Below are 15,818 nucleotides of genomic sequence, written 5' to 3' on the forward strand. Positions count from 1 at the left end.
CTTTCTTATGACGCTCACTGTGAAAAGTGAGCCATGAGAAATATGGCCACAAGTTAATGGATGATGATAACTATAAAAAAGGAAAATCCATGTCTTATCAAAAATTCAAGCTTGCTCTGTTACCTCTTGCTTTAACCGCGTCAATGGCTAATGCTGCCGATGTTTCTAAAGAAGAACTACAACAACAATTAAACCAAATTCAATCTCGCTTAGCTGAGTTGGAATTGGCAAAGCCTGCGACTGATTCGAAAACGGTTAAAGCCGTTCAAGAAACAAAACACAGTCTCAATTTTTACGGTACATTGCGTCCAACATTTGGTGTGACAAGCACAGATGAAGGCTCAAAAACGGATGTTGGTGATGCGCTTTCTCGCATTGGTATTGCGACGGAGCATAAACTGAAAAATGGCCTCACAGCATTTGCTAAAAGTGAGTTCAAAGTAAACATTCAAGCCAATGGTGACTTTGGTGAAGCGCGTAAAGCGTATGTCGGCGTAAAAGGAGACTTTGGTCGTTTTGCCATTGGTAAGCAAGCCTCTACTCAGTACAACATGATTGCTGATCCCGTTGATATCTTTAACCGAGCATCAACACCACTGGCTTATGACAGTGCTAGCCCGTTCCGCGTAAATAATTTAGTGACATATCGTAAACAATTTGGTGATGTTAAATTTACCGTAGATGCTCAGTTTGATGGTAGTGACGGTGATGCAGCCAGTGATTTATTTAACACGGGTGTACAGTATTCAGCCAATGGTCTTAAAGCAGCGGTGGCTTATTATACTCGTGAAAGAGGCGCCGATGACGAAAGCACAATAGGTTTCTCAGTAGCAAAAAGTTTTGGTGATTTATATCTGGCGACATCTTACCAAGATCGCACGGTTGATTTAGCGGATGAAAATGTTCGTCAAGAAGTACGAGGCGATCAGACACTAACTACCTTCGAACTTGCGGGCAGTACCATTGATGTTGTTGCAGCATATAAAATTAACGACACCTACAAAGCTAAGTTTGGTGTATCTATGTTTGAAGATGGTGATGTTAATGGTTTAAGTGGTGACTACGAAGCCTATAACGCTACACTTGAATACCATGCGAGCTCAGATTTCTATATGTTCGCTGAATATCAGCGTAACGACTTCGACAATCGTTTAGACGAAAACCAATTTAACATTGGTTTACGTTATAACTTTGATGTTGGTTTTAAGTTCTAACCTTTAGTTTCACAGTAAAACGACTTACTTGGGCTTATTGAGCAAAAGTGTGTCGCTGATTACGTGAGCCCCTCAGTTCTTCCGATGGCTGAGGGGCTTTTTTCATTAAAAATAAATAACCAAATTTTTAAGTATGTAAGACAATAATTTTAATAAGATAGTCACTCTTATTTCTTAACTCGTTAATTTATCGAATGATTAGTGCTGTTCCTATTCAAAAGCTGACTACTACTCCTAATCGAGCACAAAAAATCGCTAATGGTGTACAAGCCGTCGAACGCTTTTCTGTTTTAACAGAAGAGGATTGCTTAGCTGTTCGGATCGAAGGTTACCAAGAGTTATTCGAAAACAAAGCTTCTTTTGATGCAATGACTTATGATATGCGAGCTCATTTAGCTTGGAATTTAGCTGAAGATTACCTGTGCTTAGCTGAACAACTATTAAATGAGCCAGATCCGCAACTGAAAGATAAGGTCGAGCTGCTTACTTTGGCTTTTGCTGAAGTAGAAAAGGCACTGGCTAACTTCCTATTTGCTAAAAACAATTATCGCCACAAAGCCGATAGAGCAGCTTGTGATGCAAAAAGAGTACAAATAGAACAGAAAAAAAATAGTTTGCTATTGGAAATTGCGACGATTAAATCAAAGCAAAAACCATCGTCACCTATCCCTTGTTGTCAGCGAAAAATCGTCATACCAGCACTAATGAGCCATGCTCAGGTAAAAGAAACGATACGGCTTGAGCGATTACCTTATCAAAATAAGGCGCTAGGTGTAAGTTCAGAACTTGAATTGGAGAGCACTTTATTAGAGCCTGATTTAGAAGATATGAAAGAACGCTTATCCATGCTTCCTAAAACGAGCTTATTAGCAAAATATGGCAACGCCCATGATATTGCGACCGCTTATTGGAATGTCGGTGTGCAAATTATCGCGAGTGCTGAAAGGCGAGTAAAACAAGCAAAGGAACCATCAATCAAAAGCTTGACTCCTGAAAAGCATATAAAAAACCAATTGAGTGAATATATTGATGGTAAAGAGATGTTTGAAATTGCACTCTCATGTCTTGAAAAAGCCCGTGAAATTTATTCTGATCGTGCCACTAAAGAAAGTTGTGATGAAGAAATTTTGTCGTGCAAAAAGGAGTTAGCAATACTTATAAAGAAGATGGATAAAGTTAATAAACCACAACCAAATACGCAAAAAGATTATTGTCCTACACATGCTATCCGTCCAGAAGCCCTTCCAGTGTGCGAGCCAAGGCTTCATGATAAGGAGAAAAGAAATACAAAATCGCGAAGCTCAAAGCGCGCTGAACAATCAATATACAAAGGTACTAAAATCACGACGAGGGCATTGGATTTCGAACAACAAAAAAAGATAAGTATGACGTTTGATGAGTTTATAAATAGTAAACCGATGTCTAAATCTTCACAGTGCGGCTTACATAGGTTTAAGCCTAAATTAAGTCAACAAGCAAAACAACATTTCAAATCACTGCAGCAAAAAGCTTTTCGGCAACATTTTATGCTGAGCCGTGCCTTATCAACTGATGAAATAAGACGATTATATGTGTCAGACTAATGTTTGTGATGTGTTATGTCGATTTCTTTAGTGCAAAATAACCTCGAATCTCAACTTCTCTCATTGGTAGGAGTAGATTGCGAACTTTCCCGAGTTTCTGAGCATCAGGGCAAAAGACTTTTGCTGCTTAACACTATGACGATTTTATTATTTGATCTCGAACTTCCCTTTGAAAAAGCAGACATAACAGAAGCTCAAAGGGTCGAATTTTTTAAGCGAGTCATTTCTGAATTTGATGAGCAATGCTCTGTCGATTCAAATGAATTAACATTTATCGAACATGCAAATATTATTAGAAAAGTACCATTAAAAAAATTAAGTAATTATCGCGATTTATTATTGGAGATGCACGAATACCTCATTGAAGAGGTTGAACAAAACCACCATACTTCGCTTGCTGAATGGCAAATTTTATATACAGATTGCCAAATACGCTTGGCCGAGATAACTCAATGTCTTAGCATTGTTGAAAGGATTCATAACGATGGTTTACGGCGACTTAAAGAGCTAAGGTTGGGGGCGTTTGGCCGCTTGAGCTTTCCTTTTTGGGAAACCAGTTTGGTAACCAATTCAAGCCAGAACGCCAAGTTATTTGGCATGTTTAGAGTGACCCTAAAAGGGGAGCACATCTGCGATCCTTTAAAGGTGATTGATAAAATTAAAGCCTGTGATGAGCTAGGGGACATGAAATCAGGGCTACTGTGTTTACCTAGCTTAGCTTCGATACAAAAAATGCCTAAAAATGATGATATCCCAATGGAGTTTTGGAATTTGGGCTTCATGTTTTGTGATCATGCACTTGAGTTAATTGATCGAATTAAAGTAAAGAAAAATGCCAGTTTAACAGATTACAAACAGCCATTAGATAAAGTAATAGAGACGTTGAATTATGCAGCTGAATGTATATTGGTTGCCTCACACCTTTATTCTGGCGAAGATGAAAAGCTCACTTGTGATCGTAAGGTGTTGGGCATTTTTGAGTTACAGAATTATATAGAGTCTGCGGCGACATATGAATGCGTTGATGGCAGTACGGACTTTTTGTTTCCCACGACAGGAATGGAATTGTCTAGTGTTAAAGATTTTGAAAAGAGAGTGTTTGTCGAAAAAACAACCGTTGAAGTGGCCTCTAGTTTCATTGTTTCTTTTCCCCTTAATCGATTTCGTGAGGAAGCGATGAGAAATAGACGAGCAACTAAAGAAGTGGCGCAGTCAAAAATATCTTCCTCATACGCTGATTCTGCTATACGGATTGCGACAAATGCAGATGAGGGGAGCTCGCAAACCTTGCAAGGGGAAATGATTGGTCTATTAGATTCGATTCGCAATGAAAGAAACGAAGATACGATAAGCCATGATCTTGAAACTTTATTAGATCTGGCTCAAGTAATAGGTGCAAATGACACGATTTTTGTCATTCAACAATTTCAAGCCTTGCTCGCACTTTTTCTCAAAATTTCGATGAGAAGCCTAGATAAAAAAGATCTCAAGAAAAATAGTATTGGGCTGCCGCCAAAGATGGATAAAGAGCCATTATCAGAAATGGCGCGCTTTGATATATATGAACAAAGAAAAACTCTAACTGATAAGGCATACAATTATTTAGATTTTGCTTCAAAACTAATTAAAAAGTTGAATGAATTATATGACTGTGAAGCCGACATAGTGACAGGAATAATAAGCAGTAATGTAAAAGGGTTTAAAAGTAAATTTGATGGCTTATTGCTTAAACGAGAAACCATAAGACACAAACTTCGTCAGTGTGATCCGGATCATAATACAATTCCTGTAGCACAACTTTCCCCGTGCGTGGCTAATGAAGCGCCTGAGAAAAATTCGATTCCGGAGGAGCAATGGTCATTAAGCATGGCGAATGAAGCCCCTGAACGTTATGGGACTAGTGAATCAGAAAAATGGTTGGTAAATTATAAGCAACTCAGAATGCTCATTCAAGAGTGCTTACGTTCGTCTACTGATGAAACTCAAGCACAAGAGAAACCTCACGCTACTCTTGAAAATCCATTATTCCAAGTTCAGTTTATACGGAGCCGAGTGCAATCGCTTGTTGATACGCACCTTGGTGGAGAATCAAGGCTTGAAGAGATCCACTGGCTAAAGGCAATACTAATTGATGAGGGGTTATGGGCAAAACTATATATCAACTTAACGAATCATAAATATCAACTTAAGTGAGTCATCTAGAGGGCGTGTATGGTCTCCTTTAGATGTCATCCTAAAAACATCAACTGAACGCTGAGTATATGAGTAACTGTTTGAGCAATAAGATGACTTTATCATCAAGGCTTTCACCCAATGAGTGAAGTGCTCTACGCTCACAAGCTTGTTAAAATGACTGCTATCTGCGTTGTAACTTTTGCAAGTAGAATAAACTACTTGCTGCAAGCTACGCCTAACTATCAGCCATTTTTTCTACGCTTGAGAACGCAGTCAACTGATGTTTCCAGGATCATCAGCAGGTTTACGCATCAACGCCCACCATTCACGATTTGCCTTAATTTGCCCTAATTCATCAATTTTTGGGTAAGGTAACCCTTTTCGGCGGCACGCTTTGGCATAAATCGGATGACCTTGCTCGAACAGTAATTTTTGACAGTAGGCTTCAGGCAGTTTATTTATGCCATACATGTCAGCGAGCTGCCTTTGCCTTTGAGCTTCGTATAAGATTGCGCCAGCGGCCACAGAAACATTAAGCGATTGCACCATGCCTATCATGGGAATCGTGATTTGTTTATCGGCTAACGCTATCGCTTCAGCACTGACACCATCACGCTCACAACCTAAGAAAATTGCGCTAGGTTGGCAATAATCCACCTCTCGAAAATCGACCGCTTTATCACTAAAATTCGTCACAATAATCTGCATATTTTTCAGTTTTAAATGCTCGATAGCTTGGGTAATGTTTCGGTGCTTTACGGTTTGAACCCATTGCTGACTGCCTGATGCCGTGTTGCCCGATACCTGCATACCACGATCGGGCATAACCGCATGTATTTGATGAATACCCACAGCGTCTGCTGTACGAACAATCGCAGAGACATTATTCGATTTATGTACTTTGTCGAGACACAAGGTTAAATCAGGTTGGCGATGGTTGAGCATGTCAGTGATACGGGAAAAACGTTCAGGAGTCATAAGGGGTTAATTAATCATTAAAAAAGGGCGCCGTAGCACCCTAAGATAAAACATAGAAAAGATACTAAAGTACCATGATCCCGTCCATTTCAACCAAAGATGCTTTCGGTAATTCTTTTACGCCAATAGCCGCTCGTGCAGGGTATGGCTGTGAAAAGTAGCGACTCATGATTTCATTAACGGTAGCGAAATGAGACAGATCGGTCAGAAAGATATTTAGTTTGACGATATCTGCCAAACTGCCGCCAGAGGCTTCGCATACAGCGGTCATATTTTCAAATACTTGCACAACTTGTTCAGCGAAGTCATCGCTGATCATTTCCATAGTGCTTGGCACTAATGGTATTTGACCTGATAAATAGACGGTATTATCAACTTTAACAGCTTGTGAATAAGTGCCAATTGCTGCAGGAGCTTTATCAGTCGCGATAATTTGTTTTTCTGCCATGATGCTCTCTCTGTTTTATTTGTTGTGCTCAGTTAATGGTTTCTTGAGATACGAAGGACTTCGGACAGTACTCGAATACGTCGCATTACATTGGCGAGATGTATCCTATCGGTTACCGAAACCCTCAAATTAATCATATATACTCTGCCATCACGTTCTTCTGTACTCAAATTATGAATATTGGAGTGTTCTGTTGAGACAATAGAAGTAATTTTTGCCAATGCACCTTGATGATTGACAATCTCGATCCTTAAGTTGGCTTGGAACTCAGTGCCTTCAGCATTATCCCATTCAACAGGAATGTATTTTTCAGGCTCAGCTTGATAACCACGAATGTTGGCGCAGTTTTCCATATGAACCACTAAGCCTTTACCGGGACTGACATGGGCAATGACTGTATCACCGGGGATTGGACGACAGCAATTGGCGTAAGAAACCAACATGCCCTCAGCACCACGGATAGGCATAAGGTGTGAATCACGACTTTCATCCTGAACCATAGGTAAGTCACCGACAAGACGCTGTGCAATCACTATGCTCATGGCATTACCTAAGCCGATGTCTGTGAGCAAAGAGTCCAAAGTATCGTGCTTCGTGTCAGTGAGTACTTTTTCAATCTGAGCGGAATCGATGGTATCTAATTTGTGTTCACCAAGGGCGTGATTCAGTAGGCGTTTACCTAAAGAAATCGCATCCTTACCTTTTACATGCTTTAATACTTGGCGAATTTTGGCGCGAGCTTTACCTGTGACCACAAAGTTGAGCCACGCGGCATTCGGGCGAGCACTGCTGGCGGTAATAATTTCAACTGTTTGTCCGGTTTCTAACGGGAGACTCAGCGGGTAAGCTTGACGGTTGATTTTTGCTCCAACACAAGTATTACCCACATCGGTATGCACTTCGTAAGCGAAATCTACGGCGGTCGCGCCTGCTGGCAGTTCTAAAATACGTCCATCAGGTGTAAATACGTATATTTCGTCGGGGAAAAGCCCAGTCTTTACGTTTTCAACAAACTCAAAGGAAGTGCTGGCGCTCTGTTGTAAATCAAGCAGGCTTTGCATCCACTTTCGGGCGCGAACTTGGCTGGTTGTACCCATTGTACTCTGGTCGTCAGACTTGTAAGCCCAATGTGCTGCAACGCCTTTATCCGCCATTTGATCCATATCTTCAGTACGGATCTGAACTTCAACTGGGACACCATGAGGGCCAATTAATGAAGTATGTAAGGATTGATAACCGTTGGCTTTAGGAATGGCAATATAGTCTTTGAATCGGCCAGGTCGCGGCTTATATAAGCTGTGCATGGCACCAAGAACTCGATAACAAGTATCAATTGAATCGACTTTTACTCGAAAGGCATAAATGTCCATCACTTCTTGGAACTGAACTTCTTTATTACGCATCTTGTTGTAAATGGAATAAAGATTTTTTTCACGACCTTTAACAACACCAGTGAGATTGGCATCAGTTAATCGGGTATCAATCGCCGCTTCAATGCTTTGGATAAGCTCTTTACGATTACCACGCGCGGCTTTGACCACCATTTTAAGTACGCGATATCGCATGGGATAATAAGCTTGGAAGCCTAAATCTTCGAGTTCTGACTTAATATTGTGAATACCAAGACGGTTGGCGATGGGTGCATAAATTTCTAAGGTTTCTCGAGCGATTCGTCGCCGTTTATCCGGCCTTAATGAACCGAGCGTCCGCATATTATGGGTGCGATCAGCCAGTTTAATTAATATGACGCGAATATCTTGAGTCATGGCCAGCATCATTTTGCGGAAGTTTTCAGCTTGAGCTTCTTTCTTATCGCGAAATTTCAGCTTATCGAGTTTTGATACACCTTCAACCAATTCAGCCACATCGGCACCAAATAAGTCAGTGAGGTGTTCTTTAGTGATTTCGGTATCTTCAATGGTATCGTGAAGAATGGCAGCCATGACTGTTTCGTGATCAAGACGCATTTCAGCAAGAATGATCGCAACGGCAACAGGATGAGTGATGTAAGGTTCGCCGCTGCTGCGCATTTGCCCTTCATGGGCATCTCGAGCGACTTGATAAGCTTGCTTAAGTAGAACGACCTGCTCTGCAGTTAAGTAACTTGATGCTACTTCGTTAAGGCCTTCAAACAGATACAAGTAACGATACTCCTATAAAGCATTTCCTTACATTATAGTGTGGACACTAACCTAAGCTTTAATAAATCAAAATAGGTTAGTGCACCCTACAACATTTCATCTATCTAAAGCGATCAGAATTAAAACTGACGACCTTCAGCGATAGCGGCAACAGCAGCAATTTCAGCCGCTTCACGTTCACGAACGATTTGGCGCTCTGCAGCGTCTAGTGTGCCAGCATTGACAAGACCCAACTCAATTTCTCGCAAAGCAATCACTGTTGGCTTATCGTTTTGTGGTTCAACCATTGGATCTTTGCCTTGTACGGCAATTTGGCGAGCACGGCGTGCTGCAACTAGGATCATATCAAAACGGTTGCCGATTTGTTCAACGGCGTCTTCTACAGTTACGCGAGCCATGAGTTAGAACTCCAAATATTATCAATAAAAAATGACGCAAAATTGTACACTATTATTACGTGCATTGGCAGTTATTCTGCCAATAGATCCATAATCATACCATTGTGAGTATGACTCTGACTAGCTAAGGTTAGCCGTTGTGAGCGAATGATGGCAGTTAAATCGGCTAATGCTAAGTCAAAATCGTCATTTACGATGACGTATTCATACTCATTATAATGAGAAATCTCTGAAACAGCTTGCGCCATTCGTCCCTTGATGACATCGGTGTTGTCTTGTCCTCGGCCCGTGAGACGTCGTTCAAGTTCGTCTTTTGATGGCGGTAAAATAAATATCCCAACAGCTTTCGGCATTAACTTTTTAACTTGTTGCGCCCCTTGCCAGTCGATATCAAGAAACACATCAATACCTTGGGCTAATGTTTGTTCAATGACCACCTTTGAGGTGCCATAGAAGTTACCGAATACTTCCGCCCATTCAACAAAATTGTCTTGATCAATGAGCTGCTTAAAGGTCTCTCTATCGACAAAATGATAGTGCTGCGCATCTTTTTCTCCAACTCTAGGAGCGCGTGTCGTGTGTGAAACTGAGACCTGCATATCGGCCGGTTTATCTTTGAGCAAAGCTGATAACAGTGATGATTTTCCTGCACCACTTGGGGCTGAAATGATAAAAAGAGTGCCATGGCTGCTCATAGATGTATTTTCCATTTTTTGTACTTAACGTTTAGCTGAATGATTTTTACAGTTGGTGATCTTGAAATTAGTATAAATTTTCGTAGTCTTAAGTGGTAACTTTTAACGCTAGTTATTACAAGAACACGTCATTTGCGGGTATTATACCTGTCAAAAGCGGTTTTGAATAAGTTTCTGTTTATATTTACAGGATAAAAACAAGGGTAAGTAAGTGTTACTAAATTCTTTATTTTGCATTCATGGGCGTGACACCAGTCTACGATTTGTTGCTATTTCCGCGAGTTGTTTTTTCGTTATTTTACTTTGGATGTTAATTTTTGGTAGTAATGCCAGTGTATTTATTCCCGCGGTGACAGCTGGGATTGTGCTCTTACTCAGTGGTTATCGACGCGTGCGCGATGCTCAAAAACCTCAATGGTGGAGTGTGACTTTATTAGTGCCATGGCTCGCTTTGAGTGTGAGCATTAGTTCCGATACTTTATTCAGTATATGGCTGAGCATGTTGATATTCGGTTGTATCGCAACACTGTTACTCGCTTTCCCCAAAAGCCTCAGTGTTGGTCGTTTTTCGTCAGGCTACCAAGGGCCAGCAACCAAAATGCATGGGGCGCAATCCACAAGTACAAAAAGAGTAGAGCCAAGCCTTAATGCTCAGTTTGATTCAGGCGACTCGGAGCAAGCACCAAATTATTGGCCTAATGCTAATGAATCTACTGATGCGCTGTTGGATCGTGAGCCTATGCAACAAGACTCCATGAAATCACTGTTCAGCGATATGATTGAATCTAGCCCGATAAACCGAAAAACATTGTTATTCATTGTGATAACTTTGTTGTCACTGACGGTGTTAGGGTTGTTAGGACAAAGTATGTGGGGAGATCACGAGCTTGACACCGTATCTACCGCTGAGCAAGCAGTAATACCTACAAGTGAGCCTGAAGTAACAGTTAGTTTTTCTGATGGTTTTAGTATGGGGTTATCGGATAAAAAGTTATCAATGACTTGGTTAGGTGATGAAGGTGAAGCACAAACCTTATGGACACTAGCTGATGCCATCGGTGATTCGAACTGCCAAGTATTGCGTTTTAATAATGGCACTCAGTACCGGACAATTAAGGTCGAACGGTTAAGTGATAGCAGCACAAAAGCATGGTTTACACCATTAGATACGAAAGCGATATTAAAAGATGTAGCACGTCGAAATAAGGCTTCACTGTGTAGTTATACGTTTAGTTTAAAAGGAAGCCAAGCCGATTTATCCAAAGAGCCTCTGTTTCGTGCTTATATCGAATGACCATGACAATATCAGATGACAAGAGTATATTTTGCCTTATTTTTGACTGTGCGAATTGTTTATCTGGCTTCCTTAAGCCCTTGCCGCAGTTTGTAAGTCTTAAATATATTTCATTTGTACTCATTTAAAATGACATTTACCATTCTAAATCCCTGCAGCTAGTTGCGGCTTGAGTTCAAGCGGGAAATAAACCAATTTTCAATGAGAAAACATGAGTAAAATGAGGATGGTTAGCAAGGAAGATAATAGGTTTCATCAACCTATACCCGTATATAAACTCAAAGGCTGCTGTACTTAAAGAAGGCTGTAAACATGGCACTGAGCTACATTCCAAATACCGTTTTTGATGCCATGTATGACGCTCTCTCGCGCTCAAATAACGCTAATAATTTAAGCCGTAAGAGAGTGAGGATTAATAATGAGGGCAACCCCGATCCTAAAAGGTTGTGTACCACAACTACAACGAGTGAACGTTATTTAGTATCGCAGGATAATCAGCTACCAGAAGAACTTCAGCGAGCAATGAATAGCAAAGGCATTAAAGTTTTATCAGCATTCACAAAGTTATTATCAAAAGTCGACATTAAATCAGAAGCGCAACGAACCCAGTACAGCAATAAACTACAACTTTTTTTTATTAACATAGTCGATACAAAGGTAAAAGACACCGGCTTTTTTACTGGGATGATTCATGCTCAGAATAAGATAAAAACTTTCTTTAGCTTCAGTGATAAACACATCGTTCAGTTGGCGAAAATCAAACCGATGAAACCCCTGTCGTCGATATATCATCAACTCGGTCTGCCTAATATATCGGAGTTGGAGCGTTTTAATAATCTGCTATCACTGCCGCAGATGCAAGAGAACGGCAAATTAAGTCTACCGATACTCAGATCCCTGTCGTCGATATGTAATGGCCGCGGTCTACCTGACGAATTGGAAATGGTGCGCTTTTTTAATCTGCTAAAACAGCCGCAGATGAAAGAGGACGGAAGGCTAAGCCTGCCGCGGCTCAAATCGTTATCATCGATGTTTACTAAATGCGGCTTGCCTGACGAAGTGGATATGACATGCTTTCTTGAGCTGCTGGAATTACCGCAGATGCAGGAGTATGGCAGATTAAGTCTGCCGCGGCTTAAATCCTTGTCGTCGATATATCATGGTCGTGGTCTACCTGATGAAGCTGAGATGACAAGCTTTTTTGAGCTAATAAAACTGCTAAAGCGGAAAGAAGATGACAGATTAAGTCTGCCACAATTCAAATCTCTATCGTCAATATTTAGTGGTCATGGAATGCCTGATGACGTGGCGATAAAGCTCTTTAATAAGTTGCTAAAACTGCCGCAGCTTCAGGAGGGTGGCACATTAAATTTGCCGCTGCTTAAATCTCTGTCGTCGATATATCATAGCTGCGGTCTGCCTGACGAAACGGCAATGGTGCGCTTTATTAAGCTATTGGAATTACCGCAGTTGCAGGAGAGCGGAACATTGAGCCTGCCGCGATTCAAACCCCTGTCGTCGATGTTTAATGGCCGCGGTCTGCCTGACGAAACGGCGATGACACGCTTTAATGATCTGCTGGAACTGCCTCAGATGCAGGAAGGCGGCAAACTAAACTTGCCGCTGTTCACATCCCTATCATCGCTATTTAATGGCCGCGGGTTGCCTGACGAAGTGGAAATGGTGCGCTTTATTAAGCTGCTGGAATTACCGCAGCTGCAGGTGGGCGGAAGATTAAGTCTGCCGCTGTTCAAATCCTTGTCATCGATATTTAGTGGCCACGGCCTGCCTGACGAAGTGACGATGATGCGCTTTATTGAGTTGTTGAAATTGCCGCAGCTGCAAGAGGGCGGTAGATTAAGCCTGCCGTTACTCAAATCCCTTTCGTCGATATTTCATGGCCGCGGTCTGCCTGACGAAGCGGCGATGAGTGGCTTTATTAAGTTGCTGGAACTACCGCAGCTACAGGAAAACGGCAGACTTAGCCTGCCGTTGTTCAAATCCCTTTCGTCGATATTTCATGGCCGCGGTCTGCCTGGCGAAGCGGCGATGACGCGCTTTATTGAGTTGCTGGAACTTCCGCAGCTGCATGATGGTGGCAGATTAAACCTGCCGCGCCTTAAATCCCTGTCGTCGATACTTTGGGGCCGCGGTCTGCATGACGGAGCGGCCATGACTCGATTTATTGAGCTGCTACAAATGCCGCAGCTGCAAGAAGACGGCAGACTAAGTCTGCCGCTCCTCAAATCTCTGTCGTCGATACTTAGTCAGCGCGGGCTGCCCAACGAAGCGGAGATGAGGGGCTTTATTAAGTTGCTGGAACTACCGCAGCTGCAGGAGGGCGGCGCATTAAATTTGCCGTTGCTCAAATCTTTTTCGTCAATATTTTGTGGCCGCGGTTTGCCTGACGAAACGGCGATGAGGCGCTTTATTGAGTTGCTGGAACTTCCGCAGCTGCATGAGGACGGCAGATTGAACCTCCCACTGTTCAAATTCTTGTCGTCGATATTTCATGGCCGTGGTTTGCCTGACGAAGCGACAATGACACGCATTATTGAGTTGCTAAAACTACCGCAGCTGCAGGAGGGTGGCAGATTAAATTTGCCCTTGTATAGGTTGTTATTAGTTAAGGTGATGAGTCGACCAGATAAGGCAGATGGCTGGTTTTGCTTGCTTGAAAACCCTGAGCTGAAACAAAACGGTCGGTTCCACCTTCTCAGATTAGCTTGTGTCTTTGCGATTTTCTCGTTGCCGCCGACAGAGGATGAGGTAGCTAAGCTGCTGTCTTTATTAAGCATTGATGGTAAACCTGACGATCAACTACTGCAACTCTGCGCTCAGGAATGGAAACAATCATCCTTTTTAGCCGTAAAAGAGGCTTTTTCCTGTTCACCTGTCGCCAAATTGCTCACTCATTTTCAAGATAACGATGAATTAGCATCGCTAAAAGCACTGGCATTGGCCATTAAAGGTGAGCCTGAGATGCTGAAAAAATTGCGTAACTACTGCTCGTTGAGTTCAAAAAAAATACCAGAATTAACATTCCCATGCGCAGTAGAAAGCCATCAAGGGATATTGAGCGTGCTCGGTAAAATCAGTTTTGCCAACGGTCAGCTGGGATTAAAATTGTTCTTTGCAAATGCGCCTTGCCCAGAGGGAAGACGCCCTATGAGCGCTAAGAAAGTGAGTGAATCTTCCTATTGGGCTCGATTGCTAAGTCAGCCACTCAATAAAACCATTCTATCCAGTGCGCTTGATTTGAAAGGCCTGAGCCATAAGAGTGTAAGCCATTACTTTCACTTTTGCAGGGTAACTCGCTCACGTCCCACATTAGAACAATGGGATAAGACATTGTATCCTGTCGTTCTAAAGGGCGTTGAGGATGAAGATGTGAATCTGGTTCAGGCGTATTTAATTGCGGCCTGCCTGCTTTCATCTACACCTAAAACTGAGATATTGCTTAGCGATAGCCGCTGTTGCCGAGCGTTATGCCAAGTGTTCAGTACCGCTAATGACCTATATCAATTATCAATGTCATTATCAGCTAAGAAATTTCATACCCTTTGCCTAGCAGGGAGAGATTACGGTCAGTATCTAAATACGACCGTAAAACCCAAAGTGAAAACCATGAACACACTGAATTTGGGGCTGGTCATCAGAGGGTTAGTCTTGCCGGTCAAGCATCCTACAACATTAAATGCTGTGACGTTTAGTGTATCTTCCGACAGTATGAATACAGATAAAGGGGTCACATTATGCATTGATACACTAGCAAAAAAAACAGATTGCCCCATGGTACTTTTTTGTTATTGGTTCAGCTTATCCTTTGCCAGCGCCCCGACTCCTTACCATATTAGTCAAGATCATATGACGCTGCTCAATATTGATGAGGAAGTGATTAAGCTGCCCTTTCCTTAGTTAAGCCAAAGTCGTCCAAAAAGTATCACTATTCCTAATTGGTCTGCCGATGAGCTTTCTTTGTTTATTGATACATTAAGCAGTGACATTCCAATTGAGTTCACTGACAGCAATGAACAAAGCGTTGTCAGTACTTACGTTACACGACGAAACGAACGATTATCACAAAAGCAAGCGCCAACAGCCACAGGCAACACGGAGACATTGCAGGAAAGCTGGCTTGATTTGGGCTTCATTGAGACGTGTGTACAAAAAGGCTTGTATTTGAACAAGAAAGTCTGCCGCAGTCTCGTATATCATGCAGACTCTTTGAGCACCCCTACAGTAAAAGCGCTCGTTGAGAAATATACCCTCGCCGACATGCCTAGCGAATTAAGAGAGAGATTAAGTTCATCCGTGCAGTACCAAAACATACCGCTCGTTCCATGGCATCAGAATAGTGCAACAACGAGTGACACGGCGCAAGAGCCTGAGCCTATGGAAACGAGCGACGGCCAAGGTGATGAAAATGAGGCTATTTTGTCTTTGATGGATGACGATGCCATTTGGAGTACGGCCTCGTTAAGCAAGGATAATCCGCCTGTGCAATTAACTGAGTTTGATGAGGAATGGGCCAGCAGTTTATTTGTAGATTTACCGCCTGAAGCAAACCCTAACCCACTTTTAGACAAGCCTCAACTGGGTAAAGAAGACGTTGAGGTGCTGTTAGCTAGTATTGAAGAATTTACCCTCTCAGAATTAACAATTATGCTGAGCAGAATAAGCAGTGATGTCGATAGTAGGTTAGTCAAACAACTAGATAATGCATATGAGATTCAGCAACAAACCATTTTAATTAAAAATGCCGCGAACCATGAGGATGATTTATCCGTCATGAATTTTTTCTGATTGCACATTATCTCTATAGCATCAAGGAGAGCGTTTGTTGGTAAAATTTATTTAGGATCAAGCGCATCACAATTTTGAAAGATCTG

General features: G+C 42.0%; 11 protein-coding genes. 6 read left to right on the forward strand and 5 right to left on the reverse strand.

All coding sequences use genetic code 11. The annotated features are described in order from the left end of the window. Nucleotides 1-89 precede the first annotated feature (89 nt). From E2I05_RS01105 to E2I05_RS01115, 3 genes are all read left to right on the forward strand, one after another. Nucleotides 90-1,214 (forward strand): porin, encoded by a 1,125-nt coding sequence (locus E2I05_RS01105; protein ID WP_121853884.1) that lies wholly within the window; start codon nucleotides 90-92, stop codon nucleotides 1,212-1,214. Between the two features lie 194 nt (nucleotides 1,215-1,408). Next, complete coding sequence (locus E2I05_RS01110; RefSeq protein WP_121853885.1) at nucleotides 1,409-2,797, forward strand: hypothetical protein; 1,389 nt, start codon at nucleotides 1,409-1,411, stop codon at nucleotides 2,795-2,797. Nucleotides 2,798-2,812: 15 nt separating this feature from the next. After that, entirely contained in the window at nucleotides 2,813-4,990 is a 2,178-nt protein-coding gene (locus E2I05_RS01115; RefSeq protein WP_121853886.1) for a hypothetical protein, read from the forward strand. 255 nt (nucleotides 4,991-5,245) lie between these two features. On the opposite strand, the gene trmH is transcribed toward E2I05_RS01115, so the two are convergent. The 5 genes from trmH to gmk all read right to left on the reverse strand — a co-directional run bounded on the left by trmH (nucleotide 5,246) and on the right by gmk (nucleotide 9,632). After that, nucleotides 5,246-5,950 carry a tRNA (guanosine(18)-2'-O)-methyltransferase TrmH gene (gene trmH, locus E2I05_RS01120; RefSeq protein WP_121853887.1) on the reverse strand — a complete coding sequence of 235 codons (705 nt, stop codon included), beginning with the start codon at nucleotides 5,948-5,950 and terminating at the stop codon, nucleotides 5,246-5,248. 64 nt (nucleotides 5,951-6,014) lie between these two features. Further along, nucleotides 6,015-6,398: a RidA family protein gene (locus E2I05_RS01125; RefSeq protein ID WP_121853888.1), complete on the reverse strand. Its 384-nt coding sequence runs from the start codon at nucleotides 6,396-6,398 to the stop codon at nucleotides 6,015-6,017. Between the two features lie 32 nt (nucleotides 6,399-6,430). Further along, complete coding sequence (gene spoT / locus E2I05_RS01130; RefSeq protein WP_121853889.1) at nucleotides 6,431-8,539, reverse strand: bifunctional GTP diphosphokinase/guanosine-3',5'-bis pyrophosphate 3'-pyrophosphohydrolase; 2,109 nt, start codon at nucleotides 8,537-8,539, stop codon at nucleotides 6,431-6,433. A gap of 119 nt (nucleotides 8,540-8,658) precedes the next feature. After that, nucleotides 8,659-8,937 carry a DNA-directed RNA polymerase subunit omega gene (rpoZ, locus tag E2I05_RS01135; RefSeq protein WP_121853890.1) on the reverse strand — a complete coding sequence of 93 codons (279 nt, stop codon included), beginning with the start codon at nucleotides 8,935-8,937 and terminating at the stop codon, nucleotides 8,659-8,661. A 71-nt stretch (nucleotides 8,938-9,008) separates the two neighbouring features. Further along, nucleotides 9,009-9,632, reverse strand: coding sequence for a guanylate kinase (gmk, locus tag E2I05_RS01140; protein ID WP_121853891.1), 624 nt, complete (start codon nucleotides 9,630-9,632; stop codon nucleotides 9,009-9,011). Between the two features lie 211 nt (nucleotides 9,633-9,843). Between gmk and E2I05_RS01145 the strand changes: the two genes are divergently transcribed. From E2I05_RS01145 to E2I05_RS01155, 3 genes are all read left to right on the forward strand, one after another. Then, nucleotides 9,844-10,926 (forward strand): hypothetical protein, encoded by a 1,083-nt coding sequence (locus tag E2I05_RS01145; RefSeq protein WP_121853892.1) that lies wholly within the window; start codon nucleotides 9,844-9,846, stop codon nucleotides 10,924-10,926. A 312-nt stretch (nucleotides 10,927-11,238) separates the two neighbouring features. Next, nucleotides 11,239-14,844: a hypothetical protein gene (locus E2I05_RS01150; RefSeq protein WP_133309427.1), complete on the forward strand. Its 3,606-nt coding sequence runs from the start codon at nucleotides 11,239-11,241 to the stop codon at nucleotides 14,842-14,844. A gap of 60 nt (nucleotides 14,845-14,904) precedes the next feature. Next, the gene (locus E2I05_RS01155) at nucleotides 14,905-15,732 is read left to right on the forward strand and encodes a hypothetical protein (protein ID WP_133309428.1); all 828 of its coding nucleotides are present in this window, start codon (nucleotides 14,905-14,907) and stop codon (nucleotides 15,730-15,732) included. Nucleotides 15,733-15,818 lie beyond the last annotated feature (86 nt).

The organism is Parashewanella spongiae, assembly GCF_004358345.1.
Classification (GTDB): Bacteria; Pseudomonadota; Gammaproteobacteria; order Enterobacterales; family Shewanellaceae; genus Parashewanella; species Parashewanella spongiae.